The following is a 24,286-nucleotide window of genomic DNA, read 5'->3' on the forward strand; positions in this document are numbered from 1 at the left end:
CGTAAGTGGGCGGGCGTGCGGCGGCCGTGAGTAACCCAGATCAACTGCGTGGAGAGAACAGTATGCAATTCGCACAGACGGGCCAGGCGCTTGGAGCGTCCTACCGCTTCGGCGAGCGGGTGGGTTCCGGCGCCGTCGGCGAGGTATGGACCATCACCTCGGCCGAAGGCGGGACATTTGCCGCCAAGGTTCTGCGCCCGGAGCACGCCGACGATCCGTCCCTCGTGGAGCGGTTTGTCCGCGAACGATCCGTGCTGCTTGGGTTGCAGGACTCCCACATCGTCACAGTACGCGACATGGTGGTGGAAGGCGCGCGGCTGGCCATTGTCATGGACTACGTTGCCGGCGGCTCGCTGCGTGACGTGGTGCAGGAGGCAGGCCCGCTGCGTCCCGCGGATGCGCTCAGCCTCGCCGCCGAAGTGCTCGATGCCCTGGCTTTCGCTCACGCGCGGGGCGTCACGCACCGCGACATCAAGCCGGACAATGTGCTCCTCGCCCAACCCTGGCCGGACTGCGGGCCGGGTGACGTCCGGGTCTCCGACTTCGGCATTGCCGACGTGGTGGGCGAGAGGATCCGCCAGACGACCGGCCTCATCGGAACCCCGCAGTACATGCCTCCCGAGCTCATCAGCCAGGGCCGGTCCGGCCCTGCCGGCGATGTGTACTCCACGGGCGTCATGCTCTACGAACTCCTCGCCGGGCGCACTCCTTTTGCCGGACCGGGGACGGACTTCACGGTTGCCTACCGCCATGTTTCCTCCCACCCGCCACGGATTCCAGTCGAGGACGAGGTATGGGACATCCTCGAGGTCCTGCTGTCCAAAGACCCCGCGCAGAGGCCCACCGCCGCTGAAGCTGCTGCCACGCTTCGACGCCTGGTGCCGCGCCTTGCCGGCAGCGCCCCGCTTCCGCATGGGGTAGCCCCGGCGGCCTTCGACGACGTCGAACGCCCCGCCACCGTGGTCCGGGGGGCCTTCACTGATGCGGAACTGACAGCCTTGGCTTCCGCGCCCTCAACCGACGACGGCGGGGAGGTTCCCACTCTCGGGGAGGCGGGCAGCGCCACCATTGTCCGCCCGCTCCCGCGCGGGAAGGTGGGCACCCAGGCGGAGGCCCTTCCGCAGGACAAGGATGAAACCCCGTTCTGGCGTACGCGTAAAGCGCTGCTTCTCGCCGGCACCGCGGCCCTTCTCCTGGCGGCCATGGTTGCGGGGTTCGTTTTCCTTGCCCCAACCGGCCAGCAGAACCCAACAGGTGGCGGCGCCCGGCTGTCCGCGCAACTGCAGGACGCGGCCGTTCCCACCGGCCTGACGATCTCACGCACTGCCTTGTACGAGCCGTCCTCCGGCCACACGCGCCTGACCGTCTCCTACGCAGCACAAAAGGCGCCCTTGTCAGGTGAATTCCTGGAGGTAATCCCGGGCATTGCGGAGGGGGACGTGTGCCCGGTGGCCATTTGGGAAGAGGCCTCGGTAAGCCGGAACCAAGCCTCGATCACCGGCCTTGACGTCGAGTGCGGTTGGAAGCTCTCAGGGTTGGAGGTGCCGGCAGGAGGTTCCGTGCAGGTGACCGCCAAGGTGCCGGTGGAACCCGCCGACCAACAGGCCCTCGACGCGTGGCTGCGTGCCGGATCCCAGGCGACAATCGCCGCGACGCAGGACCCGGCCGTTAAGGGCACCGCATTTCCCGTCCAGCGCCTAAAGGGCCTGGAAGTGCGCACACCGGCGCGCGTCGTGACACCGAGCCCGCTGAAGATCACCCTGGTGCCGGTGTGGGCCGGCGGCGCAGACGAGTTAAACCCGCTCTACGTCAGTCCCGCTTCAGGGAAGCCCTCGCAGATGCTCACCGCAGTTACCGGCGGCGAAAAGGGCGTGCGCTTCTCCGACGGTTGTGGCGGCGCCCTGGCGGTGGACAGTTCCGGGCTGACAGTAACAGCCCTCCAGATAACCCCACAGTGCACCGTGCGTGCCAGCGTCGGAAACTTCACTGAGCTGCAGTCCCCGAGCTTCGACATCACATCGCGTGAGAAGGCGGGAGACTAACCAGCTCAGTGGTCAATAGTCGTGGCGCTCTACGTGTCCCTCCCGGAACGCTGCTGTCCCGCGTCGCTGGCAAACAACCTCACCAAGGGCCAGGCGTTGCAGAACTCGCGCCACACCGCACGGCTGTCAGGCTGGGTTGTGTGCGATTCCCGAAGCTGTTCCAGCGGAACACCGTTGGCGTGGATCAGGTGTGTAACGTAGCGGTCCGGGCCGACCAGCAGCGCTGCCGGGTCCGGAAAGAGGCGTTGTGCTCGATGACTGCGGCGTCAACGTGGCCGTGCGGGGATATGATCCAAAGCAAGGGAAGCCCCGGCACAAGCGCCGGGGCTTCCCTTGTTTAATTTCCTGTTTGGTTCCGCTAGAGCCGGTCCGTCTGGTCCTCGCCCTTGTGGCCCGCTCCGCGCAAGTTCTCCTGAACCTTGCCGAACAGGTCCTTAATGGTGGATTCGGCGTTGGAGAGCACATCCACCGGAAGGTAGACCTCCTGCGTGAGCGGCAGGTCGTATTCATCCTTGAGGTGGGTGCCGTTCCCCACACCGTCCAGGGACAGGTAAACCATGGCCTCCGTCCGGGCGATCCCGGCGATCTTGCCAAAGACAACGGTGAACTCGTTCGGATGGAAGCTGATGGTCTGGCCGACGTGGTTGCGGCCAAGTTCACCGGCGGTAACGGCCTTTTCCTGCTGGCTGCGGGTGTATTCCATAACTGCTCCTCTAGGTCGCCGACATGTACGCCAGCAGTCTAGCGTCGCCCCTCGTGGGACGGCACATAGTGCAAGACTGGGTTCGAGCCCAGCCACACAACCCATCGGGAGCTGCCATGACCGCCCACCCCCGCCCTTCCGCCTCCGCCGGCAGCATTACGGAGCTCTTCGGGATCGGCGTTCCCGTGGTCCTTGGCCCGTTCGGCGGCGTCTCCTCCGTACAGCTCACAGCGGCAGTGAGCGACGGCGGCGGGCTGGGTTCCTACGGCCTGTACGGGTACGACGCCGGTGCCATCCATAGGACGGCAGCCGAACTTCGTGCCGCCACCGGCAAGCCATTCGCCTTGAACCTGTGGGTGCCCAACGGCAGCGAAACAGCTGCCCTGCCACAGGAAGATTTCGACCGCCAGGTCAGTGTCCTGAAGCCGTACTTCGAGGAACTGGGCTTACCCCTTCCGGACATGCCCGCCCGGTACATGCCCGATTACGGCGAACAGGTGGAAGCGGTGCTGGAGGCGCGCCCCGCCGTCGTGAGCTTTGTCTTTGGTGTGCCCGCACCGGACGTTGTTGATGAAGCGCACCGCCGCGGTATCACAGTGGTCGGAACCGCCACCACTGCAGCGGAAGCTGTGGCGCTGGAGGCAGGGGGCGTTGACGCCGTCGTAGCCAGTGGAATGGAGTCCGGGGGCCACCGGGTGTCCTTCCTGCGGCCAGCGGAAGAGTCACTTGTGGGCACGTTCGCCCTAGTCCCGCAGGTGGCCGACGCCGTCTCAATTCCCGTGATCGCGGCGGGCGGAATCGCGGACCGTCGCGGCTTCGCGGCGGCCATGGCTTTGGGCGCTGTGGCGGTGCAGGTGGGAACGGCTTTCCTGGCCACGCGTGAGTCCGCTGCCGTTCCCGCTTACCGGGAAGTGCTGCGCAGCCCCGCAGCAGCACACACGGTGCTGACCCGCGCCCTGAGCGGCCGGTTGGCGCGCGGCATCCCCAACCGCATTGTTGCCGAGCTCGAGGAAGCCGGCCGCATCGCCCCGTTCCCGGTGCAAAATTGGCTGACCGGCCGGTTCAGACCGGAGGCAGCCAAAAGGGAAAACACCGAGCTCATGTCCCTGTGGGCCGGGCAGTCAGCGCCGTTGCTGCGTTGCGGCACCGCAGCGGAGGTTCTTGCCGAGCTGCAGGCCGGTACCCGGTGATGCCAGACCACCCGGCCCCCGCATGATCCGGCCCGGCCCCCGCTGCCGGCACGAATCTACAGTGAATCATCGATAGAATCTGAACGACTGTCAGCCGACCCGTACCCGCCCTCGTTGCGGCCGGGTAACCGGGAAGGGAGAAGCCGTGCGCACCAACCGTCCGCGGCCCCCTTTCCATTTCCTCCGCTCGTCCGCCATGGCCACCGTCATCCTGGCGCTCGCCGCCGGGGCACACCTCGCCGGCGGCGGGGAGCTTCCGGCCCCGGCCATCCTGCTGGCAGTCCTGGCACTGACGGCCCTGGCCAGCACCTCGGCCACGCGACACCGGCTTGGGTTTCCCTCGATGGCCGCCCTGCTCGGCGGCGGGCAACTTGTCCTGCATGAGCTGTTCACAGCTTTCGGCCCGCCCGTCGCCGAGGCAGGACCAATTACTGCCGCCTCCCACGAGGGCCACTTTCCGGGTGCCGGCATCCTGGCTCCCGCCGCTGCCCATCTCCATGAAGGGGACGCAGCGAACGGCCCCCTGATGCTGGCCGCGCACGCCCTGGCCACGGTGGTCTGCGCAGTCCTGCTCGCCAGGGGCGAGGCGGCGCTGTGGGCACTTTCCGCCTGGCTGCGGCCGCTGGTGGCGCTTCCCCGTGCGGTGGCGCCCGACGCAGTCCCGCCCGCTACAGCGTCCTTCCCGGCTTTCCCGGTGCCGCTGAGTCCCTGGCGGAACCTTCGGCAAGACAGCCGGCGAGGCCCGCCTGCCGCCGTCGTACTGTCCCGCTAGAACCCGCCCCGCACCTTCTTCCGCGGCGGCGTCCCCAACTGTTTGTGCTCCCGGCCGCATCCGGCCCGGAGGGGAGCACGCCTGAAAGGCAACCCCATGAACGTTTCAGCTCTTCGCCGCACCCTCAAAACTGCCGCCGTCACCGGCACCACCGCAGCCCTCCTGCTCACCGCCGCAGGCGGAGCAACGGCCCACGTCGGCGTGACGCCGGACAAGACCGACGCCAACTCCTACGCCCTGCTCACCTTCGGCATTCCGCACGGCTGCGACACCTCAGGCACCACGAAGGTTGCCATTACGCTGCCCCAGGAACTGAACGATGCACAACCCACCGTCAACCCCAACTGGACGGTGGAGAAGGTCACCGAGCAGCTCGCTGAGCCAAGGAAGCTCCCCGACGGCACCTCCATCACCAAGCGCACCAGCCAGATTATCTACACCGCAAAAACGCCGCTGGCACACGAACTGCGGGATGCGCTGGTGCTTTCGGTGAAACTTCCCGATGCAGCCGGGACCACGCTGTACTTCCCCACCCTCCAGAGCTGCGAGACCGGTCAGACGGACTGGTCGGAGATTGCCAAGGACGGGCAGGACCCGCACTCGCTGGAGGCACCCGCGCCCTCCGTCACCGTCACTGAGGCTGCCGCCGCAGAAGGACATGACGGGGCCGCCGCAGCATCCCACACCGCTGAAAGCCCCGCCACCGAGCAGGCGTCAGTAACGGACAACGGGGCCGGCGCCCGCAGCTGGGCAGGGCTGGCAGCGGGTCTCGCCGGCCTGGTGCTGGGCGGCGCGGCCTTCCTTCGCAGCGGCACGCGCCGTAACGCAGCAGGGGCATCCGTCAAGTAGGACAAGGTGCTTTGGTGCCCCGGATCATCACGATCCGGGCATCAAAACGCCGGCTCGCCTCGTGGCATCATTGACGCGGCCGGGAGCCGCCGCAAAGGTGGTGCCATGAGGTCACAGCGAATTTCACATGGGTTGGTCATGACGACAGCGGCCGCGGCGGCCGCCCTGATGCTCGGCGGGTGCGGCCCCAGCCAGCCCCAGGCACAGCCGACGGCGCCCCCGGCCACCAACTCTGCCAGCCCCAGTTCAGCGGCGGCTTCACCGACGGCGCAAGGGACGCCGTCGGAAACGCCCTCCGCAACGGCGTCAGCGATGGCCAATTCCGGGCCACCGGCCCTGTGTAAGGCAGCGAACCTTTCGGCCGCCACGGATGCATCAGGCGGCGGAGCAGCGGGCAGTGTTTACATGAAGCTCAACCTCACCAACACCGGCTCTGCAGCCTGCGTCCTTCGGGGTTATGCCGGAGTGTCCCTGACCGCTGAAGCCGACGGTGCACCCATCGGCGCCCCGGCCACCCGCGATGAAGCCACAGCACCGGCCGACGTCCTGCTCGCCCCCGGCCAAACGGGCTCGGCAGTCCTGCGCTATACCCAGGCCGGGAACTACCCGGACTGCGCCATGGCGGATGCCGCCGGCTACCGGATCTACCCGCCGGAAGACACAGCATCCATGTTCCTGCCCCAGCCGACGAAGGCCTGCAGCAACGCTGAAATCACCCTGCTGACCATCGGGGCTTTCCAGCCAGCCTAGGAATTTCCAGCTGCCCCTCCTGTTTCCTCCGGTTACCGGTGGAAGCAACTTGGGAACGCGTGCACACACAAATGCAGGCGGTCCGGCAAGGTGCCGGGCCGCCTGCATTTGGTTTCGCCCCGTGGGGCGTTGGGTTGGGTTAGTGGGCGGTGGTGGCGCGTCCGGTGCGGGCGGTTCCGCGGGACAGAGCCACGCCGAGCCCGATCATGCCCAGCCCCAGGACAAAGTGCAGCCAGTTGTCCGCGGTGTTGACCGGGACGAAGTTGGCCGGCGTGTCGTGACCGATCAGCAGGCCGTAGAGCCAGAGGACCAGGTAGATGGCGCCGCCCACCAGCAGGTAGTTCCTGGACTGGGCAGCGCTGCGGGCCATAGCGATGCCGGCTGCGCCAAACAGCAGGTGGACGATGTTGTGCAGGATGGACACCTGGAAAATGCCCAGCAGCAGGGCTTGGGACTCATGCCCCGCGAAGCCCATGGTCTCGTAGTTGGAGGTGATGCCCGGAATGAAGCCCAGGACGCCCACCAGGAGGAACACTGCGCCCACGGCAAGGGCAGCTTTTTGGATGTTTGTACGGGCGCCAGTGCGACCGTCAGAACTCATGCTTGTCATGGTTACTCCTGCTTTGTCGTTCTCGTTCACATCATGGCTGCCGGGTTGCGCCTGAACCATAGACTTAAACACCGACATCATAAGTATACTTAGCAACTACGCCCCGCATAGATCAGGATCTATAACAGACACATCACAAACGGCCCGTCAGGGCCTGGACCAAAAGGCAGGCTGAACTGGGATGACGTCAATTTGGTTGGACCGCGCAGAGACCTTTACGTCTGATCCGTTTGAGCCCGGAAGCAGCTATGACACCGTGGTGGCCGGGGCAGGACTGACCGGTCTGGTAACCGCGCTCCTGCTGGCCCGTTCGGGGCAAAATGTCCTGGTGCTGGAGGCGCGGTACCCCGGGGCCGTGACTACTGGTAACACCACCGCCAAAGTAACCCTGCTGCAGGGAACTTTCCTGTCGCAGCTGGCCCGCCAGTACTCGCAGAAGCAGGTGCAGGCGTACGTGGATGGCAACCGCGAAGGACAGGCGTGGCTGCTGCGGTACCTCGAAGAACACAAGGTTCCCTTCCAGACCCGGGACGCCTATACCTATGCGGCGTCCGCGCAGGGAACGGAAAAGCTCCGCGAAGAGGTCAGCGCCGGCACCACCGCGGGGCTGGACATGGAATACGTGCGCGACGCCGGGCTGCCGTTTCCCGTCCACGGCGCCGTACGCCTCGCGGGCCAGGCGCAAATCAACCCAGTGGAGGTGCTGAACACGCTGTTGGCGGACATCCGCGGCCGCGGCGGCTCAATCGTGGGCGGCGTACGGCTGCAGGACGTTACCGGCGCCGGCCCGGCCACCGTGCACACAGACCGCGGCACCGTCACCGCCAACGAGGTAGTGCTGGCAACCGGCATCCCGGTGCTGGACCGGGGACTGTACTTCGCCAAGCTCAAGCCCAGCCGTTCCTACGCTGCCGCACTGCAGCTGAAGGAGGACCAGTCTCCTCCCCCGGGTATGTACATCTCGGTTGAGCAGCCGACGCATTCGCTGCGCGACTACGAGGTGGACGGCCGCCGGCTGCTCCTGGTGGGCGGGCACGGGCACCACGTGGGCCGCGCACGGTCGGAAAAACACCACCTGGGCAGCCTCCTGGACTGGGCAGCGCAACACTACCCCGGTGCGGCCGCCACCCACACCTGGTCCGCGCAGGACTACATGCCCACCAACCTCATGCCCTTCTTTGGCAAGTTCCCAAGGGGCAAGGGCCACATCTACTTCGGCACGGGCTACAACAAATGGGGCATGACAAACGCCGTGGCCGCCGCCGTCGGAATTTCGGCCGACATTCTCGGCGGAAATGTACCCTGGGCGGACACCATCCACCACCGGGTCACCTCGCCCTCGGGAGCCCTGTCCGCCGTCGCGCTTAATGCAGGAGTAGCAGCCAAGCTTGCTGCCGGCTGGGGGCAGGTAGCGGCCGAGGGCCTGCGGAAGGACAGGAAAGAGCCGGCACCCGCACCCGCTCCGGTGGTTCCGTCCGAGGGAGAGGGCAAGGTTTACCGGGAAGGATCAAAACCGGTCGCCGTCTCCACCGTCGAGGGAACCACCTGCAAGCTGTCAGCCGTCTGCACACATTTGGGCGGCATCCTGCACTGGAACGACAGTGAGCTGACTTGGGACTGCCCGCTGCACGGTTCCCGCTTCGACAGCAACGGGAAACGCCTCGAAGGTCCGGCCACAAGGGACCTTCCGGTCGCAGGAAAGGCTTGAGCCCAGGCAAGGGGAACACCGGCACCACTGTCGGTGGCCTGGGGCATGATGGAGGCATGACGCAGGAACAGCCCGCCGGCACTTTGAGGGACTCCGGCGCCGGAGCGCCCATGGCCCGGTTCAGCCAGCCCACACGCGACTGGTTCCTGGGCGCCTTCTCGGAGCCGACGCCGGCCCAGAACGGAGCCTGGCACGCCATCTCCTCCGGGTCGCACGTGCTGGTGGTCGCCCCCACGGGCTCGGGAAAGACCCTCGCCGCGTTCCTGTGGGCGCTGGACCGCCTGCTTGTTTCCGCTGCTGAAGTGCCGCAGGCCGCAGCCACGGACCCTGCGCCTTCGGAGGCTGCAGCGGGGAAGGGCCCGGCGAAAGGCAAGCGCCCCCGCGCACCCAAACGCAAGACCCGCGTCCTGTACATCTCGCCCCTTAAAGCCCTCGGCGTGGACGTGGAACGGAACCTCCGGTCTCCGCTCATCGGCATCACCCAGACCGCCAAGCGGCTCGGGCTGCCGGCGCCGTCAACCACCGTCGGGGTCCGGTCCGGGGACACCACAACAGCGGACCGCCGCGCGCTGTTGAGCAACCCGCCGGACATCCTCATCACCACACCGGAATCGCTTTTCCTGATGCTCACATCCAGGGCCCGCGAAACCCTCACTGAAGTGGACACCATCATCATCGATGAGGTCCACGCCGTGGCCGGGACCAAGCGCGGAGCCCACCTCGCCGTCTCACTCGAGCGGCTCGATGCCCTCCTGCCCAAGCCCGCCCAGCGGATCGGGCTCTCCGCCACCGTGGAACCGAAGGAGCTGGTGGCTCAGTTCCTTGCAGGCACGGCGCCGGTTGAAATTGTTGCCCCGCCAGCGAAGAAGAACTGGGACCTCACAGTCTCCGTGCCGGTGGAGGACATGTCCGATCTCCAGGGCGCTGCGGGAGCATTCGATTCCGGTCCGGCCTCCGGCCTGCAGCCCTCCGCATCCATCTGGCCGCACGTGGAGGAAAAAATTGTCGACCTGGTGCTGGCCAACCAGTCCACCATCGTTTTCGCCAACTCCCGCCGCCTGTCCGAACGCCTCACGGCGCGCCTGAACGAGATCTACGTGGAGCGGCAACTGCTGGCGGAGGGCGGGGGCTGGGATGATCCCGTTCCGGCAGGACCCGCCGCGCTTCCCGCCGCGGCCGCCGGGGCGCGGGTGTCCACAGCCACCCCCGCCCACATGATGGCCCAGGCAGGAACTTCCGCCGGTGCGGACCCGGTGCTGGCCCGCGCCCACCACGGCTCCGTCTCCAAAGACCAGCGGGCGTTGATTGAGGACGACCTCAAGTCCGGCCGGCTGCGGTGCGTCGTGGCCACGTCGTCGCTGGAACTTGGCATCGATATGGGAGCCGTCGACCTGGTGGTGCAGGTTGAGTCGCCGCCATCGGTGGCCAGCGGCCTGCAACGGGTAGGCCGTGCCGGACACCAGGTAGGAGAAGTTTCCCAGGGAGTCCTCTTCCCGAAGCACCGGGCAGACCTGGTGCACACGGCCATCACGGTGGAACGGATGTTGGGCGGGAAAATCGAACGCCTTAGCATCCCTGCCAACCCACTGGACATTCTGGCGCAGCAGACCGTGGCTGCGACGGCGCTGGGCAGCATCGATGTTGAGGAGTGGTTCGCCACTGTCCGCCGCTCGGCCCCGTTTGCCTCCCTCCCCCGATCGGCGTTCGAGGCGACGCTGGATCTGCTGGCCGGCCGCTACCCTTCCGACGAATTCGCGGAGCTGCGACCCCGGATCGTGTGGGACCGCAATGCGGGCACCATCGAAGGCAGGCCCGGGGCCCAGCGCCTCGCAGTCACCTCGGGCGGCACCATCCCGGACCGCGGGCTCTTCGGTGTGTACATCATCGGCACCGAGGCCGAGGGATCGGCTTCGCCCTCCGGCGACGGCAAGGCCGCGCCTGCCCCTAAGGGCGGCCGCCGGGTGGGTGAGCTGGACGAGGAGATGGTGTACGAGTCACGCGTGGGGGACGTCTTTGCCCTGGGCGCCACCAGCTGGAAAATCGAGGACATCACCCACGACCGCGTGTTGGTCTCCCCCGCTTTTGGCCAGCCCGGCAAGCTTCCGTTCTGGAAGGGTGATTCCCTCGGCCGCCCCGTGGATCTGGGCCGCGCCCTTGGCGCTTTCGTGCGTGAACTGTCAGCCTCCGACGCCGGGCCGGCCACGGAGCGCTGCAAGGCCAGCGGCCTGGACGCCTTCGCCGCCAACAACCTGCTCCAGTACCTCAGTGAACAGAAACAGTCCACCGAGGTGGTGCCCAGTGACACCACGCTGGTGGTGGAGCGGTTCCACGACGAACTGGGCGACTGGCGGGTAATCCTCCACAGCCCGTTCGGCATGCCGGTGCACGCACCCTGGGCGCTGGCAGTGGGCCAGCGGCTCCACCAGCGGTACGGCATGGACGGCTCCGCCATGGCCGCCGACGACGGCATCGTATTGCGCGTGCCCATGATGGAGGACGAGCCGCCCGGGGCAGAACTGTTCCTGTTCGATCCCGAGGAACTGGAACAAATCGTCACAGCTGAAGTGGGCGGCAGTGCGCTCTTCGCCTCGCGCTTCCGGGAATGCGCCGCGCGTGCCCTGCTGCTTCCGCGGCAGACACCCGGAAAGCGGCAGCCGCTGTGGCAGCAACGGCAGCGGTCCGCCCAGTTGCTGGACGTTGCACGGAAATACCCAACATTCCCCATCGTGCTGGAAACGGTTCGGGAATGCCTGCAGGACGTTTACGACCTCCCGGCGCTGAAGGACATCGCCGCATCCGTGGAGCGCCGTGAGCTGCGGATTGTGGAAACCACCACGTCCCAGCCGTCGCCGTTCGCTAAGTCGCTCCTGTTTGGCTACGTGGCCCAGTTCCTTTACGAGGGCGATTCCCCCCTGGCGGAACGACGTGCCGCTGCCCTGGCCCTCGATTCCACCCTCCTCAACGAACTGCTGGGACGCGTCGAGCTGCGTGAACTCCTCGACGCCCGGGTCATCGACGCCACTGAACGGGAGCTGCAGCGCTTGGCGCCGGACCGGCGGGCGCGCGGAATGGAGGGCGTCGCGGACCTGCTGCGGCTCCTCGGTCCGCTGGCGCCGGACGAAGCAGCCGCGCGGCTGGAAGCGGCTGCCCAACCTGCCGAAACCCAGGCCTCCGAAGCCCGCGAGGCTGAGCCGGTGCACATGGAGCCAGCCGAAACTGAGCCCGTTGAAGCTGAACCTGCTGAAGCCGAAGCGCCTGCCCAGGAGATGGCCCATGCCGGCACCGGGGAGGCCACGGCGCACCTGCTGGCGCTGCAACGCGCCAACCGCGCCATCAAGGTCAACATCGGCGGTGTGGAACGATTTGCAGCGGTGGAGGACGCCGCGCGGCTCCGGGACGCCATCGGCGTACCCCTTCCCATGGGAGTCCCGCTCGCGTTTATCGAGCCAGTGGCGGATCCCCTGGGCGATCTCGTATCCCGCTATGCCCGCACCCACGGGCCCTTCACTGCCGCGGAAGCAGCAACCCGGCTTGGCCTGGGCGTGGCAGTGGTAAGCACAGCACTGAAGCGCCTGGCCGCGGACGGACGGGTTGTCGAAGGCGAGTTCCGGCCCCACACCTCAGACGCCCCGGCGCCTACTGAGCCAGCTGCTGATGCGCCGGCCGCTGATGCCCCGCCAATTGGTGCCGTGCTGATTGATGCCGCGCCCATTGATGCCCCGCCCCCTGGCCCGGCCCCGGTCAGTGAGTGGTGCGATGCGGAGGTACTTCGCAAACTGCGGCGCCGGTCGCTGGCAGCGCTGCGGGCAGAAGTGGAACCTGTGGATGCATCAGCCTACGGCCGCTTCCTTCCCGCCTGGCAGCACGTTCGCACCCCCGGCAGCGGCCGCGGCCAGCCGTCGCTGCGCGGGCTGGACGGCATCGTCACAGCCATCGACCAACTCTCCGGTGTCCCGGTCCCTGCCTCCGCCTGGGAGCCCCTGATCCTGGCAAGCCGAGTCTCCAACTACCAACCGGCCATGCTCGATGAACTCATGGCCACCGGCGAGGTTCTTTGGTCCGGAGCGGGAGCGCTTCCCGGCAACGACGGCTGGATCAGCCTGCACCTTGCCGATTCCGCCGAGCTGACGCTGAACCCGGCCATCGACTACGAACCGGGGGACGCCCAGCTGCGGCTCCTGGAACACCTTCGGAACAACGGCGGCGGATACTTTTTCCGGCAGCTGACCGAGGTGGCCGGTGGCATGGACTCCGTCCTCAGTGACCAGGAAGTGGTGACCACCCTGTGGGACCTGGTGTGGGCCGGTTGCATCACGGGGGACACCTTCGCCCCCGTCCGGGCGCTGATCGCGGGCGGCCACACCGCCCACCGCCAGGTTGCCCGGGCGCCCAGGGCAAGGGCACCGCGGCTGAGCCGCCTCGGCCGTTCCCATGGAACCGGGCTGTTGGGCTCGGCCGGAGCGGGCGGCGGACGATACGGCGCATCAGCCGGTGCGGCCACCCCTCCCATGGCAGCAGGGCGCTGGTCCGCCCTTCCGCAGCCCGAACTGGACCCCACCATCCACGCCCGGGCCACTGCCGAACTCCTGCTGGACCGGTACGGCGTGGTCACCCGCGGTTCGGTGATGGCAGAACAGATCCTTGGCGGTTTCGGCTTGATGTACAAAGTCTTGGCACGGCTGGAGGAAGCCGGCCGATGCCGCCGCGGCTACTTCATTGAGCACCTTGGAGCAGCCCAATTCGCCGTTCCCGCCACCGTTGACCGGCTGCGTTCATATTCGGAGGACACCCAACTCGCAAAGCCCGAACCGGTGGCCCTTGCCCTGGCCGCCACCGATCCCGCCAACCCCTACGGCGCTGCCCTCCCGTGGCCGGCACTCCATGACGAAGCCGGAACAGGGCACCGCCCCGGACGGAAGGCGGGCGCACTGGTGGTGCTGGTGGACGGGGCGCTGGTGCTGTACGTGGAGCGGGGCGGAAAGACACTGCTGGCCTTCAGCGACGACGACGAAATCCTCGCCGCAGCGGGCACAGCGTTGGTGGGCGTGGTGACCCGCGGCGCCGTCGACAAGCTGATCATGGAGAAGGTGAACGGGCACGGGATCCTGGACACCTCTGTTGCCGCCGCCCTGAGCTCGGCCGGCGCCTACTCCACCCCGAAGGGACTGAGGATCCGTGCCTGAAGGGGACTCGGTCTGGCGGGCAGCCCACCAATTGCACCAGGCCTTGGCCGGGCAGAAACTTTTGGCCTCCGATTTCCGTGTGCCCCGCTTCGCCACACTGAACCTGGCTGGCTGGACAATGGCCGAAGTCCTGGCCCGGGGCAAACACCTGCTCATGCGGGTGGAGGGCCCCGAGGACAAAAAACTCACAATCCATTCGCACCTGAAAATGGAGGGAACCTGGCAGGTTTACCCGCCGGGCGGCAGGTGGCGGAAGCCGGGATACACGGCCCGGTGCGTGCTGCGCACACCGGTGGCGGACGCGGTCGGTTTCTCACTGGGCGTGGTTGAGGTGGTTGCCACAGCAAATGAGGACTCGATTGTCGGGTTCCTCGGCCCTGACCTCCTGGGCCCGGACTGGGACCTGGACGAAGCCGAGCGCCGGGTCCGTGCTGCCCCTGACGTCCCCATCGGGGTCGCCCTCCTGGACCAGCGCAACCTCGCTGGCATCGGCAACATCTACCGCTGTGAAACGTGCTTCCTCTCCAACGTGCATCCTGCGTCCCCGGTATCCGCAGTCCAGGATGTGCGGACCATGATGACCGACGCCAAACAGCTGCTGGAAGTAAACCTTGGCCCCGGGCGCCGCGTGACTATCCTCAACGCAAAAGGCATGCCGGTAGGAAGAATGGCCGGGCGGCCCGGGTACTGGGTGTACCGCCGGGAACACCAGCCGTGCCTGAAATGCGGAACACCCATTCGGCGCGGCCTGTTGGGGAAGTTGAACGGCGAGGAAGAAAGGGACATTTACTTCTGTCCCCAGTGCCAGCCGCTCCTGCCGTAGGATTCCCGGGCGGGCATTCCGGCCGCTGCTTTAGGAGCACCGGCCCCTGCTGCGGGAGCCCTGCGTCAGCCCTTGCCGGCGGGCGGTTCCGGCGCAGCGGCGGCTGTGTCGTCGCTGCGTTTATGGGAACCGGCCTCTGCAGAGAGCGCTGCCGGCACCATGAACACCGGGAGCAGCAACTGGACAAGCGGCCCGATAGCAAGGGCATAGACAACCGTCCCCGCTCCCACGGAGCCGCCCAGGATCCAGCCGACCACCAGGACCACCACTTCAATGAGGGTGCGGGACAACCTGACGGACCAGCCCGTTCGCCGCGCCAGTCCTGTCATCAGCCCGTCGCGGGCGCCGGGGCCGAAGCGGGCACCGATATAGCAGGCTGAGGCGATCCCGTTCAGCAGCACCGCGCCGGCCAGCATGCCGATCCGGCCGCCCAGGTGGGAGACAGCAGGAAGCAGAGCAAGACCGATGTCGGCGAATACACCCACCAGCACGGCGTTGCAGAGCGTTCCGAAACCGGGGCGCTGCTGCAGGGGAAGCCACAGAAGCAGTACCAGGAAGCTGACGATGATGATTACCACGCCAATGCTGAGCCCGGTCCTGCCGGCTACGCCTTGGTGGAAAACATCCCATGGGTCCAGGCCCAGTCCAGCCCTGACAAACAGGGCGAGGGAAATGCCGTACATGGCAAGGCCAAGGAAAAGCTGGAGGAGTCTGCGGGTAAGCACGGATACAACTCTCGCAGAAAATACCGCTTTGCTGACCTCCTCGTCATAACCCTCCGGGCTCGGGAGCCGGATGTTCCTTCGGCCGTCCGAGGACGCCGTGCCAGTTGCTACTGCGTGACGGCCGTTGACGCCTTCGCGGACCTAGCCAACCGCTGCCTGGCGAATTGGTACCAGCTCGGACGCCGTCGGCAGGGGGGGTGGGCAGCCTGACCCAGCCTCCCGGATGAGGTCCATCTGCCAATCGTCCCTATTGCGCGTAAACCTTTTCCAGGAAGTTGCCCCACGCCTTGGCAGTGGTTTCGGAGTCCCCGGCGCCGCCGAAGTCGTGGACGGTAATAGAATTGTGCGGTGATGCAATCCCCCCTCCCCGTGCGCGACGGCGTCAACGCAACCCGCCTCCGCCTTCCGGAAGAGGGACCGTGGGACACGGCCATGGACTACATGATGCACCGGTGGGGCCACATTGATCCTCAGGGCATCGAGGACAGGTTCGACGCCGGCGAGATCGTTGGCGAGGGCGGGGTCCCGCTGCACCGCGGCACTCCACTGCAGGACCACACGTTCATCTGGTATTACCGGACGCTGCCGCCCGAAACCCGTATTCCCGTGGAACTGGACATCCTGCACCAGGACGAGCACCTGCTGGTGGTGGACAAACCGCACTTCCTGCCCACCACGCCGGGCGGGACATATATCCAGGAATCCGCCCTGGTGCGCCTGCGGAACCAACTCGACCTGCCGGACCTGATCCCGATGCACCGGCTGGACCGCATGACCGCCGGCGTCCTGCTGCTCTCCACCAATCCGGAAACCCGGGGCAGGTACCAGGTCCTGTTTGAGAGGCGCCAGGTCCGGAAAGGCTACGAGTGTGTCTCCGCCGCGGAACCCGCCCAGGGGTATCCCGCCGTCGAATTTCCCGTGGTGGTGCGCAACCGCATGACGAAGTCCCGCAGCTACCTGCTGGCCGAAGTGGTCGATGGCGAGCCCAACGCAGAAACCCGGATCGAGCGGCTGGAGGTGTTCGACGGCGGCGCTCCCGGCACTCCCCCGCGCCGGGCGCTGTACCGGCTCGAACCCCACACGGGAAAAACCCACCAGTTGCGGGTGCACATGGCCTCACTGGGGCTGGGAATCGTTCATGACGCGTTTTACCCTGAACTGCTGGACAAGGCTCCGGACGACTACGCCCGGCCGCTGCAGCTCCTGGCCCGTGGCATCCGTTTCGTTGACCCGATTTCCGGACGGCCGGTGGAGTACAGGAGCCGGCTGCAGCTCAGCGAGGCCGCCGGTTCCGGTTCCCGCTGACGCGCTCCGGCTGCCATGGCGCGGCCGGCCGTCACGGCGTTCCAAGCCGACGGTTCCTGCAGTCCCTATCTGCGGTACCTTGTGGCAATGGACAACAGCTACGCTGACAGCTGGGGGACGGCCATCTATTTCTGGATCATCCCCATCGTGCTGGGCGATGCCATCTTTCCGCCCGTCCCGTCCGAAATGGTGGTGATCACCGGCGGGGCACTTTCCGCTGACGGCAGGGCCAACGTGCTGCTGGTGCTGGCCTTGTCCGCCCTGGCCTCATGGCTCGGCGACGTTGTGGTGTTCCAGTTGTTCAGAAGGCGCCTGAGCCACATCCTTGACCGCTGGAAGTGGGGCCGCCGCGTGCACTCCGGAATCCACGACGCCATCGCAAAGGCCGGCCGTTCGTCCACATACGGAGCCATTATCGGGGCCCGTTTCATCCCGGGCGGAAGGCTCGCCACGTCCGCCACTGCCGGGATCGCCAACGTCTCAGTCCGCGGCTTCAGCCTGTGTGCGGGCCTCGGCGCAGTGCTCTGGGCCTGCTGGCTGGTGGGATTGGGTTACTTCACCGGCTCAGCAACCGGGCTGCCATTCTGGGCCAGCTCGCTGATCGGAGTGGCGCTGGGACTGGTGATCGGCGTCGTCGTGGGCGTTATTGTGACCCGGCGCCGCGGCAGCAGATCCCCCGTTGAGGAGCCGGAGCCTCCCCTGGCCTAGCCGTTGCCGACCGGGAACCAGCGGCCGCGGCTGCGACGCAGCACCATCAGCGAACCGGTCAGCGCAACGCGTTCGACGGCGTCGCGCATCATGGCAGCCGATTCCAGCGCCTGATGGTTCTCGCCGCTGTACTCCGCCGCCTCAACAAGGAACCGGAGGTTCAGCTGCGGAACCCCTCCGGCTATCTGCAGCTGGTTCGACTCCACATGGTGGCGTGTTTCCAGCGCCTCCACCGCTGCATCCATAACGGCTTCGGGCGGGTTTCCAGGCTTCAGGCCGGTGATTTTCAGGCGGGTTTGGAACGAAGGCATGCCCCAACCCTACCGAGACGCTCTCTCACTTCACGCAGGAAAACCCCGGACGCTCTTACCCCGGGTGAGAGAGCGTCCGGGGAAAACCGCCGTTAAGTGAGAGAGCGTCTTAGCCCGTGTTGCGCAGGCCGGCCGCCACGCCGTTGACGGTGATCAGCATGGCCCGCTGCAGGCGTTCGTCAATCTCGGCCCCGCTGATGCTTCCGCTCTCTGAGCGGACGCGGCGCAGGAGTTCCACCTGCAGGTAGCTGATGGGGTCCAGGTACTGGTCGCGGATCTCCAGGGAACGCTTAAGCGTGGGCTGGGCGTCCAGGAGCAGGTTCTCCCCTGTCAGGTTCTGGACCTCGGCCACCGTGAGCTCGTACTCCTCGCGGATGGCCCTGAAAATGTGGTGCAGCTCGGCCGGGACCAGCGTGGACACGTAGTATCCGGCGATGTCCAGGTCAGTCTTGGCCAGGGTCATCTCCACGTTGGACAGCACGGACCGGAAGAAGTGCCAGTTCTCCCACATCTCCACCAGCTGTGCCGAGTTCCCTGCCTCGCGTGCAGCCTTCAGGCCGGAGCCGACACCGAACCAGCCCGGGACGATCTGCCGGGACTGGGTCCAGCCGAACACCCATGGGATGGCGCGCAGGCCGCCAAGTCCCGCGCCGGAGTCGGGACGCTTCGACGGGCGGGAGCCGATGTTCAGCGAGCCCAGCTGTTCCACCGGGGTGGAGGCCAGAAAGTAGGCGGGCAGGTCGGGGTCGTCGATCAGGTTCCGGTACCGTTCAAAAGCGGCATCGGAAATGGTTTCCATCACGTGCCCGTACCGTTCCCGCTGGTCGGCGGAGGTGCGCGGGTCGCGGTGCAGTGCGGATCCCTGCAGCACGGCCGCCAGGGACAGCTCAAGGTTTTCCCGGGCAAGTTCGGGCAGCGAGTACTTGTCCGAGATGACTTCGCCTTGCTCGGTGAACTTGATTTCACCTTCCAGGACGCCGTTGGGCTGGGCCAGGATGGCATCGTAGGTGGGCCCGCCGCCGCGGCCAACGGAGCCGCCGCGGCCGTGGAACAGGCGCACGCGCACGCCGTGTTTGGCGGCAACGTCCCGCAGCTTGCGCTGGGTCTTGTGGATTTCCCACTGGCTGGTCATCACGCCGGATTCCTTGTTGGAGTCCGAATAGCCCAGCATGATCTCCTGGACATCCCCGCGCAGCCGCACGAGTTCACGGTAGGAGGGGTCGGACAGCAGCCGGTCCACGATCTCGGCGGATGCCCTCAGCTCCTCCACGGTTTCCAGCAGCGGCGCGAACCCGATTTTGGCGTACGGCTTCTCACCGAAGAGGTTCACCAGGCCGGCTTCACGGGCCAGGACCGCGGCGGCAAGGACGTCGTCGGCTCCGCGGGTCATGGAGATGATGTAGGTCTCGATGACGTCCGGGCCGTACATGCGCAGGGCGCGGCGGATTTCGCGGAAGACGTCGTACGTTCCGTCCGCGGCGCCGTCGAGCTTGATCGGGTGGCCGGACAACGGGCGCCGGGAGGCGAGTTCGGAGCCCAGCACCTCAAACCGTTCACCGCGGCTCAGTTCCGCATAGCGCAGCCCTGGCCCCCCGATCCGGTCCATGAGCTGGCCCACGGCGTCATGGTGGTGGTCGGCGTGTTCGCGGATGTCCAGGGTAGCCAGGTGCAGGCCAAAGGAAGCGATGGCGCGGCGGACCCGGGCAAGGGCGCCGTCCGCAGCCAGCGACGCCGAGTGGTTGCGGAGCGAGAGTTCCAGCAGTTCCAGGTCCGCCAGGAGTTCGTCGGTGCCGCTGTAGTCCCGGCCGTGCTCGTGGTTCGAGTTTGCAGCCACCCTCTTGCCGGTGTTGATCAGCTTGGCCTTGATGCAGGTGAGCTTCAGCCGGTAGGGCTCCTGGGCGTTGAGCTCCAGCACCCGCCGGTCCAGCCCCGGCAGCTTCTTGAGGTCGGCGTCGATGGATTCAAGCAGCGCCTTGTCCGCGCCGGCAAGCGCGGTGGAGTTGGAGAGGATGGAAATCAGCTCGTCCATCATGCCGATGCTGATCCGGACTGCGTGCTGGTTCTGGATCTGCAGGATCTCCCTGGTTACGGCGGCGGTGACGTTGGGGTTACCATCACGGTCACCGCCAATCCAGGAACCGAAACGGATGGGGGCGTCCTGGGACGCGAGGCTGACTCCGTGTTCGCCCAGCAGTTCCGAGAGCTCGGTGAGCATTTCGGGCATGGCGTCGGTGAGGATGCCGCCCAGGTAGTAGATGGCGTTCCGTGCTTCATCCACCGGCGTGGGCCGGACCTGGCGGAGTTCATCCGTCTGCCACATCTGGTCGATGATTTCGGCGAGCTGCCGGTCCTGGCGGCGGCGGGCCGCGGTGCCCTCGCTGGTGGGCTGGGACAGCACGTCGGAGAGCTTGCGGATCTTGTCCAGCACTGAACGGCGTGAGGCCTCGGTGGGGTGGGCAGTGAAGATGGGACGGACATCGAGCCCGTTGACTACTTCCTGCAGCACGCCGGGGCCGGCCTGCTCAACGATTTCCGTTACGGTCTTTGCGAGCCAGCCGTCCTTTTCCGCCCGCGTCCGCAGCCCGCGCACGCGGTGGACCTGTTCGGCGGCATTGGCGAGATGGAAGTAGAAGGCAAAGGCCCGGACAAGGTCGGTGGCCTGCTCGATGGGCAGGGAGCCGAGGAGCTCGCGGACCTGGGCCACGACGTCGTGCGCGCTCCACGGGCCGGTGGCATCGGCGCCGCCGCGGGCAGCTTCCTTGGATTCCTTCGTCAGGAGGCGGACCTGCTCCACGAGGTCCAGGAGCTCGGGACCGTGCTGGCGGACCAGGGATTCACCCAAGAGGGTGGAGACGCGGCGGACGTCTGCCCTCAATTCGGAGGCAAGGTCGGTTTCAGAATGTGCTGCAGTGTGAGCCATGGAAGCTGTCTTTCGAGGGTTTCGGGCTTGGCTCGTACACTGCGCTGGATACTGTGAGCCACGTTACTAGCTAACGATGCTACCCGCTGTGCGGCACGTCACGGGAATCCGTCTCGGAAAATGTCATTCGTTGGGTAACCGACGTGGCGTTTGACGCCCTCCAGCTCCATGCGGAGCCTTTCCAGCTCGGTCCTGTAGCGAACCAGTGCGGCCTTCCGACGCCTGGCAGCCCGGGCATTGACCGCAAGGACCACCAGCCCTGCCGGAACGGCGGCAGCCAAGGCCCATCCTGCTGCAGCAAAAAAGTCCAGCGCCACCGGCAGGGCCGCCCGGAAGTCGATGAAGTCGTTGACACCGTCGGCCATGCCGCCCAGGGCCGCTTCCAGGGGCTTCAGGAAGTCACCCACGACTGGCGCACTGGACAACGGCGGCGGACTGAGCCTGGACTGCGCGTCGCCGCCCCAGCGGCCGTCGCTCCAGTGGTTGAGGACGTAGATGCCTGCGCCGGTGCTGGCCGCCATAAATACAAGGACGGCCCCCAACAGCGCCTGGTCCGGGCGGTGCCGCCGCCACAGAAGCATGGCCGCTCCCAAGACAGCTGCACTGATCCAGGTCAGCGCCCTGAGCGATTCACTGCTTACCCCTGCCAAAATGTCCACGTACCCATTCAACAGGGCGGGCGGCGTCGCCGTGGAATGAACACCCGCGCTGCGCGGTTGTAGCCGGCGCAGACGAAACCTCGGAAGGGAACCATGAGCACCATTCCAGCGGCCAGGGTGGAGCGCTGGCAGCGCTTCCGCGACAACCGGAACAAGGCCCTCGCCGCCCCCCACGGCTGGCTGACCCTCACCTCCTTCCAGTGGCTGGAGGAGACTCCCGCCGGCGTCGACCTCGCGCCCGGGCTCTGGTCAACGGACGGTACGACGGCGGCGCTCACCGCCGCGCCGGCTGACGGCCTGTCTCTGGTGGACTCGGGCAAGCCCGTCCATGGCACGGTTTCCGCCGCCCTCGCGGACGAGGAGTCCCTGATGTGGGTGGGGTTCGGCGGCGGGGACGGGACGCAGGTTGTGGTTGAGCTGGCCAGGCGCGGAGGCAGGTACGCCATCCGCACCCGGGACGCCAAGTCGCCCGTTTTCACAGAATTCGACGGCGTCCCCACCTACCCGTACAACCCCCGCTGGGAGGTGGCCGGCAGGTTCGAGGCGTACCCGGAGCCGGTGGATGTGCCCATCGCGACGGCCAATCCGCTGGTGGGCGGGATACACCGCACGGTGGGCGAGGTGGTATTCCGCCTTCACGGCAGCGGGCACGAATTCCGGCTGCAGGCGGAAGAGGAAAAACTCGGGGCCCTGACCGTAACGTTCCACGATGAAACCAACGGCGACACCACCGATGACTGGCGGAAGCTTGCCCTGCCGCGGCCCCGGCCGGACGGGTCAGTTGTCCTGGATTTCAACCGGGCCATCAACTACCCCAGCGCCTTTACCCGCTACGGCACCTGCCCCATGCCCGTGAAGAACAATTCGCTGGACATCCGGATCGAGGCCGGCGAAATGCAGCCGTACCCCGCAGGTGACTAAACAATCGCCGACACGCCCGTGACGGCACGGCCCACAATCAGGCTGTTGATTTCGAACGACCCTTCGTAGGTGTAGATGGCCTCCGCGTCCGAGAAGATCTTCGCCATCCGGTAGTCAGTGACGATTCCGTTGCCGCCCAGGATGGACCGGCCCAGCGCCACTGTCTCCCGCATCCGGGCGCTGATATAGGACTTGGCCAGGGCCACCTGCGGCATGTCAGCGGCCCCTTCGTCCTGCAGTCTTGCGAGCCCCGACATCATCCCCATGCTCGCCACGGCGTTGCCGAGCATGGTGACGAGCTGCTGCTGGACCAGCTGGAACTGCGCGAGCGGGCGCCCGAACTGCCGGCGTTCGACGGCGTACTCCCGCGCGACGTCGAAGGCCGCCAGCTGCTGGCCCACAGCCTGCCAGGCGACCATGATGCGCGAACCCCGGAGGAGTTCGTTGGTGTCCTCGAAGCTGTTGACCGCAACGAAGCGGTCCGCTTCCGCCACCCGGACGTTATCGAAGACAATGTCGGCGTTCTGGACGGTCCGCAAGGCAATCTTGTTTTCAATCCGGGACCTGCTGACGCCCGGCAAGGTGGCGTCCACAATGAACCCCCGCACAGCTCCGTCCGCCTCGTCCCGGGCCCACACCAGCATGTAGCCGCAGAACGTTCCGTTGCCGATCCACCGTTTTGCCCCGTTCAGCACCCAGGTGTCCCCGTCCTTATCCGGCTCTCCCGTGGCGGAGGAGATCCTCCGGGCGCGCGTCTCCATGCCACCGGCGACATCGGAGCCGTGGCCCGGTTCCGTCAGGGCGAAGGCGCCGGTAATGCGCAGGTTCGACGCGTCGTCCAGCAGCCGGTGCCTCTGGTCCTCGCTGCCGAAGGCGTACAGGGACTCCACAAAAAGGTCGTGATGGACCAGGAAAAAGGTGGCGATCGAGGTGTCCACCCGCGTCATTTCGGCGATCACCAGCCCAGCGAACAAGTGGCTGTAGCCGCGCTGCGCCGGAGTGCTCAGCTGCAGGGCCGCCAGTTTGGGCAGGATGTGCGCCGGAAACTCCGCCTTGTTCCACCACTCTCCTGCGAAGGGAGCGATTTCCGCGGCCAGAAATTCACGCAGTTCGGCCAGCTTCTCCCGCTCGGCCTGGTTCAGCAGGGATTCGACGGCGAAGAAGTCGGCCGGGGGCAGGCTGGATACGGTTCCAGCGGCGGGATGGGCAGTGCTGGTCATTTCGGTCCCATCCGGATGGCGCCGTCAAGCCGGATGGTTTCACCGTTCAGCATGGCGTTGTCCACGATGTGCGCCGCGAGGCTGGCATATTCCTCGGGCTTTCCCAGCCGCGAGGGGTGCGGCACCTGGGCGCCCAGGGAGTCCTGGGCTTCCTGCGGCAGTCCCGCCATCATGGGCGTTTCGAAGATTCCCGGAGCTATGGTGACCACCCGCACCAGCGAGCGCGCCAGCTCGCGTGCAATGGGCAGGGTCATGGCTGCTACAGCACCTTTGGACGCCGCGTAGGCGGGCTGGCCGATCTGTCCTTCGAAGGCAGCAACGGAAGCGGTATTGATGATGACGCCCCGTTCGGGTCCGCCCAGCTTTGTAATGACCGGCTCAGTGGTGACCATTGCCGCTGCTGCGAGGCGGAGCACATTGAAGGTCCCCACCAGGTTTACCTGAATAACCCGGTTGAACGCCTCCAGTGGAAGCACCCCCTCCCGGCCCAAAACCTTTCCCGGAGTGGCGATGCCGGCGCAGTTGACCACAATCCGCAAGGGTCCAAGCGCCGTCGCGGCGTCGACAGCAGCCTGGACGTCCGCTTCGTTCGTTACATCCGCGGGTACAAAGACGGCGGACTGTCGGGGGTTTCCTGACGCAGTTCTGCTGTTCAGCTCCTCCGCGAAAGCTGCGCCTGCGGAGGACGGAAGATCCAGTAGCACCACTGCTGCGCCGCCGTCGAACAACCTGCGGGCGGTAGCTGCCCCCAGTCCCGAGGCGCCCCCGGTAACCAGCGCGACACTCCCGGTAACGTCCATACATCCTCCTCGATGCGTGCCTGCTCCCGCAGGTGACCGCGAAGCATTAGTTAGTGCATGTTAACTGAAATTGCGGCCGATCTGCAC

The 24,286-nt window shown here is 66.6% G+C and carries 19 protein-coding genes and 2 pseudogenes; 11 read left to right on the forward strand and 10 right to left on the reverse strand.

Translation table 11 applies throughout. The features are described from left to right. The first annotated feature begins 62 nt into the window (after positions 1 to 62). Positions 63 to 2,042: a serine/threonine-protein kinase gene (locus AC5RT4_RS12430; protein ID WP_494105926.1), complete on the forward strand. Its 1,980-nt coding sequence runs from the start codon at positions 63 to 65 to the stop codon at positions 2,040 to 2,042. 83 nt (positions 2,043 to 2,125) lie between these two features. Here the strand turns inward: AC5RT4_RS12430 and AC5RT4_RS12435 are convergent. Both AC5RT4_RS12435 and AC5RT4_RS12440 read right to left on the reverse strand, forming a co-directional pair. Beyond that, positions 2,126 to 2,358 (reverse strand): annotated as a pseudogene (locus tag AC5RT4_RS12435) (glucuronate isomerase); the annotation flags it as partial. 42 nt (positions 2,359 to 2,400) lie between these two features. Continuing rightward, complete coding sequence (locus AC5RT4_RS12440) at positions 2,401 to 2,745, reverse strand: hypothetical protein (RefSeq protein ID WP_494105927.1); 345 nt, start codon at positions 2,743 to 2,745, stop codon at positions 2,401 to 2,403. A gap of 116 nt (positions 2,746 to 2,861) precedes the next feature. Between AC5RT4_RS12440 and AC5RT4_RS12445 the strand changes: the two genes are divergently transcribed. From AC5RT4_RS12445 to AC5RT4_RS12460, 4 genes are all read left to right on the forward strand, one after another. After that, entirely contained in the window at positions 2,862 to 3,935 is a 1,074-nt protein-coding gene (locus tag AC5RT4_RS12445) for an NAD(P)H-dependent flavin oxidoreductase (protein ID WP_494105928.1), read from the forward strand. 145 nt (positions 3,936 to 4,080) lie between these two features. Continuing rightward, positions 4,081 to 4,707, forward strand: a complete 627-nt coding sequence (locus tag AC5RT4_RS12450; RefSeq protein WP_494105929.1) for a hypothetical protein — start codon at positions 4,081 to 4,083, stop codon at positions 4,705 to 4,707. 96 nt (positions 4,708 to 4,803) lie between these two features. Continuing rightward, positions 4,804 to 5,556 carry a YcnI family copper-binding membrane protein gene (locus AC5RT4_RS12455; RefSeq protein WP_494105930.1) on the forward strand — a complete coding sequence of 251 codons (753 nt, stop codon included), beginning with the start codon at positions 4,804 to 4,806 and terminating at the stop codon, positions 5,554 to 5,556. Positions 5,557 to 5,694: 138 nt separating this feature from the next. Beyond that, positions 5,695 to 6,306, forward strand: coding sequence for a DUF4232 domain-containing protein (locus tag AC5RT4_RS12460; protein ID WP_494105931.1), 612 nt, complete (start codon positions 5,695 to 5,697; stop codon positions 6,304 to 6,306). A 139-nt stretch (positions 6,307 to 6,445) separates the two neighbouring features. Here AC5RT4_RS12460 and AC5RT4_RS12465 read toward each other — a convergent pair whose 3' ends face one another. After that, positions 6,446 to 6,916 (reverse strand): DUF4383 domain-containing protein, encoded by a 471-nt coding sequence (locus tag AC5RT4_RS12465; RefSeq protein ID WP_494040697.1) that lies wholly within the window; start codon positions 6,914 to 6,916, stop codon positions 6,446 to 6,448. A 181-nt stretch (positions 6,917 to 7,097) separates the two neighbouring features. Between AC5RT4_RS12465 and AC5RT4_RS12470 the strand changes: the two genes are divergently transcribed. The 3 genes from AC5RT4_RS12470 to AC5RT4_RS12480 are packed head-to-tail and all read left to right on the forward strand — an operon-like array spanning position 7,098 to position 14,630. Continuing rightward, on the forward strand, positions 7,098 to 8,624 hold the full coding sequence (locus tag AC5RT4_RS12470) for an FAD-dependent oxidoreductase (RefSeq protein ID WP_494105932.1): 1,527 nt from the start codon (positions 7,098 to 7,100) through the stop codon (positions 8,622 to 8,624). 56 nt (positions 8,625 to 8,680) lie between these two features. Further along, positions 8,681 to 13,807: an Lhr family helicase gene (locus tag AC5RT4_RS12475; protein ID WP_494105933.1), complete on the forward strand. Its 5,127-nt coding sequence runs from the start codon at positions 8,681 to 8,683 to the stop codon at positions 13,805 to 13,807. Further along, positions 13,800 to 14,630 (forward strand): Fpg/Nei family DNA glycosylase, encoded by an 831-nt coding sequence (locus AC5RT4_RS12480; protein ID WP_494105934.1) that lies wholly within the window; start codon positions 13,800 to 13,802, stop codon positions 14,628 to 14,630. The genes AC5RT4_RS12475 and AC5RT4_RS12480 overlap by 8 nt, the downstream gene beginning before the upstream one ends. Positions 14,631 to 14,695: 65 nt before the next feature. On the opposite strand, the gene yczE is transcribed toward AC5RT4_RS12480, so the two are convergent. Continuing rightward, positions 14,696 to 15,355 (reverse strand): membrane protein YczE, encoded by a 660-nt coding sequence (gene yczE / locus AC5RT4_RS12485; RefSeq protein WP_494105935.1) that lies wholly within the window; start codon positions 15,353 to 15,355, stop codon positions 14,696 to 14,698. Positions 15,356 to 15,602: 247 nt separating this feature from the next. Continuing rightward, positions 15,603 to 15,692 (reverse strand): annotated as a pseudogene (locus tag AC5RT4_RS12490) (SRPBCC family protein); the annotation flags it as partial. Between the two features lie 14 nt (positions 15,693 to 15,706). On the opposite strand from AC5RT4_RS12490, the gene AC5RT4_RS12495 reads away from it, so the two are divergent. After that, positions 15,707 to 16,660, forward strand: a complete 954-nt coding sequence (locus AC5RT4_RS12495) for an RluA family pseudouridine synthase (RefSeq protein WP_494105986.1) — start codon at positions 15,707 to 15,709, stop codon at positions 16,658 to 16,660. An 87-nt stretch (positions 16,661 to 16,747) separates the two neighbouring features. Next, positions 16,748 to 17,368, forward strand: a complete 621-nt coding sequence (locus AC5RT4_RS12500; protein WP_494040692.1) for a DedA family protein — start codon at positions 16,748 to 16,750, stop codon at positions 17,366 to 17,368. On the opposite strand, the gene AC5RT4_RS12505 is transcribed toward AC5RT4_RS12500, so the two are convergent. From AC5RT4_RS12505 to AC5RT4_RS12515, 3 genes are all read right to left on the reverse strand, one after another. Beyond that, positions 17,365 to 17,679, reverse strand: a complete 315-nt coding sequence (locus AC5RT4_RS12505) for a hypothetical protein (RefSeq protein ID WP_494105936.1) — start codon at positions 17,677 to 17,679, stop codon at positions 17,365 to 17,367. The genes AC5RT4_RS12500 and AC5RT4_RS12505 overlap by 4 nt on opposite strands. Before the next feature lie 109 nt (positions 17,680 to 17,788). After that, positions 17,789 to 20,599 (reverse strand): phosphoenolpyruvate carboxylase, encoded by a 2,811-nt coding sequence (gene ppc / locus AC5RT4_RS12510; RefSeq protein ID WP_494040690.1) that lies wholly within the window; start codon positions 20,597 to 20,599, stop codon positions 17,789 to 17,791. Between the two features lie 98 nt (positions 20,600 to 20,697). Continuing rightward, positions 20,698 to 21,180 carry a hypothetical protein gene (locus tag AC5RT4_RS12515; RefSeq protein WP_494105937.1) on the reverse strand — a complete coding sequence of 161 codons (483 nt, stop codon included), beginning with the start codon at positions 21,178 to 21,180 and terminating at the stop codon, positions 20,698 to 20,700. A gap of 171 nt (positions 21,181 to 21,351) precedes the next feature. Here AC5RT4_RS12515 and AC5RT4_RS12520 point away from each other — a divergent pair, with 171 nt between their 5' ends. Then, complete coding sequence (locus AC5RT4_RS12520; protein ID WP_494105938.1) at positions 21,352 to 22,179, forward strand: DUF1684 domain-containing protein; 828 nt, start codon at positions 21,352 to 21,354, stop codon at positions 22,177 to 22,179. Here AC5RT4_RS12520 and AC5RT4_RS12525 read toward each other — a convergent pair. Beyond that, the gene (locus AC5RT4_RS12525; protein ID WP_494105939.1) at positions 22,176 to 23,399 is read right to left on the reverse strand and encodes an acyl-CoA dehydrogenase family protein; all 1,224 of its coding nucleotides are present in this window, start codon (positions 23,397 to 23,399) and stop codon (positions 22,176 to 22,178) included. The two genes, AC5RT4_RS12520 and AC5RT4_RS12525, sit on opposite strands and share 4 nt — an antisense overlap. Then, positions 23,396 to 24,199 (reverse strand): SDR family NAD(P)-dependent oxidoreductase, encoded by an 804-nt coding sequence (locus AC5RT4_RS12530; RefSeq protein ID WP_494105940.1) that lies wholly within the window; start codon positions 24,197 to 24,199, stop codon positions 23,396 to 23,398. Before AC5RT4_RS12530 ends, AC5RT4_RS12525 begins: the two co-directional genes overlap by 4 nt. Positions 24,200 to 24,286 lie beyond the last annotated feature (87 nt).

The organism is Arthrobacter sp. sptzw42, from assembly GCF_059089685.1.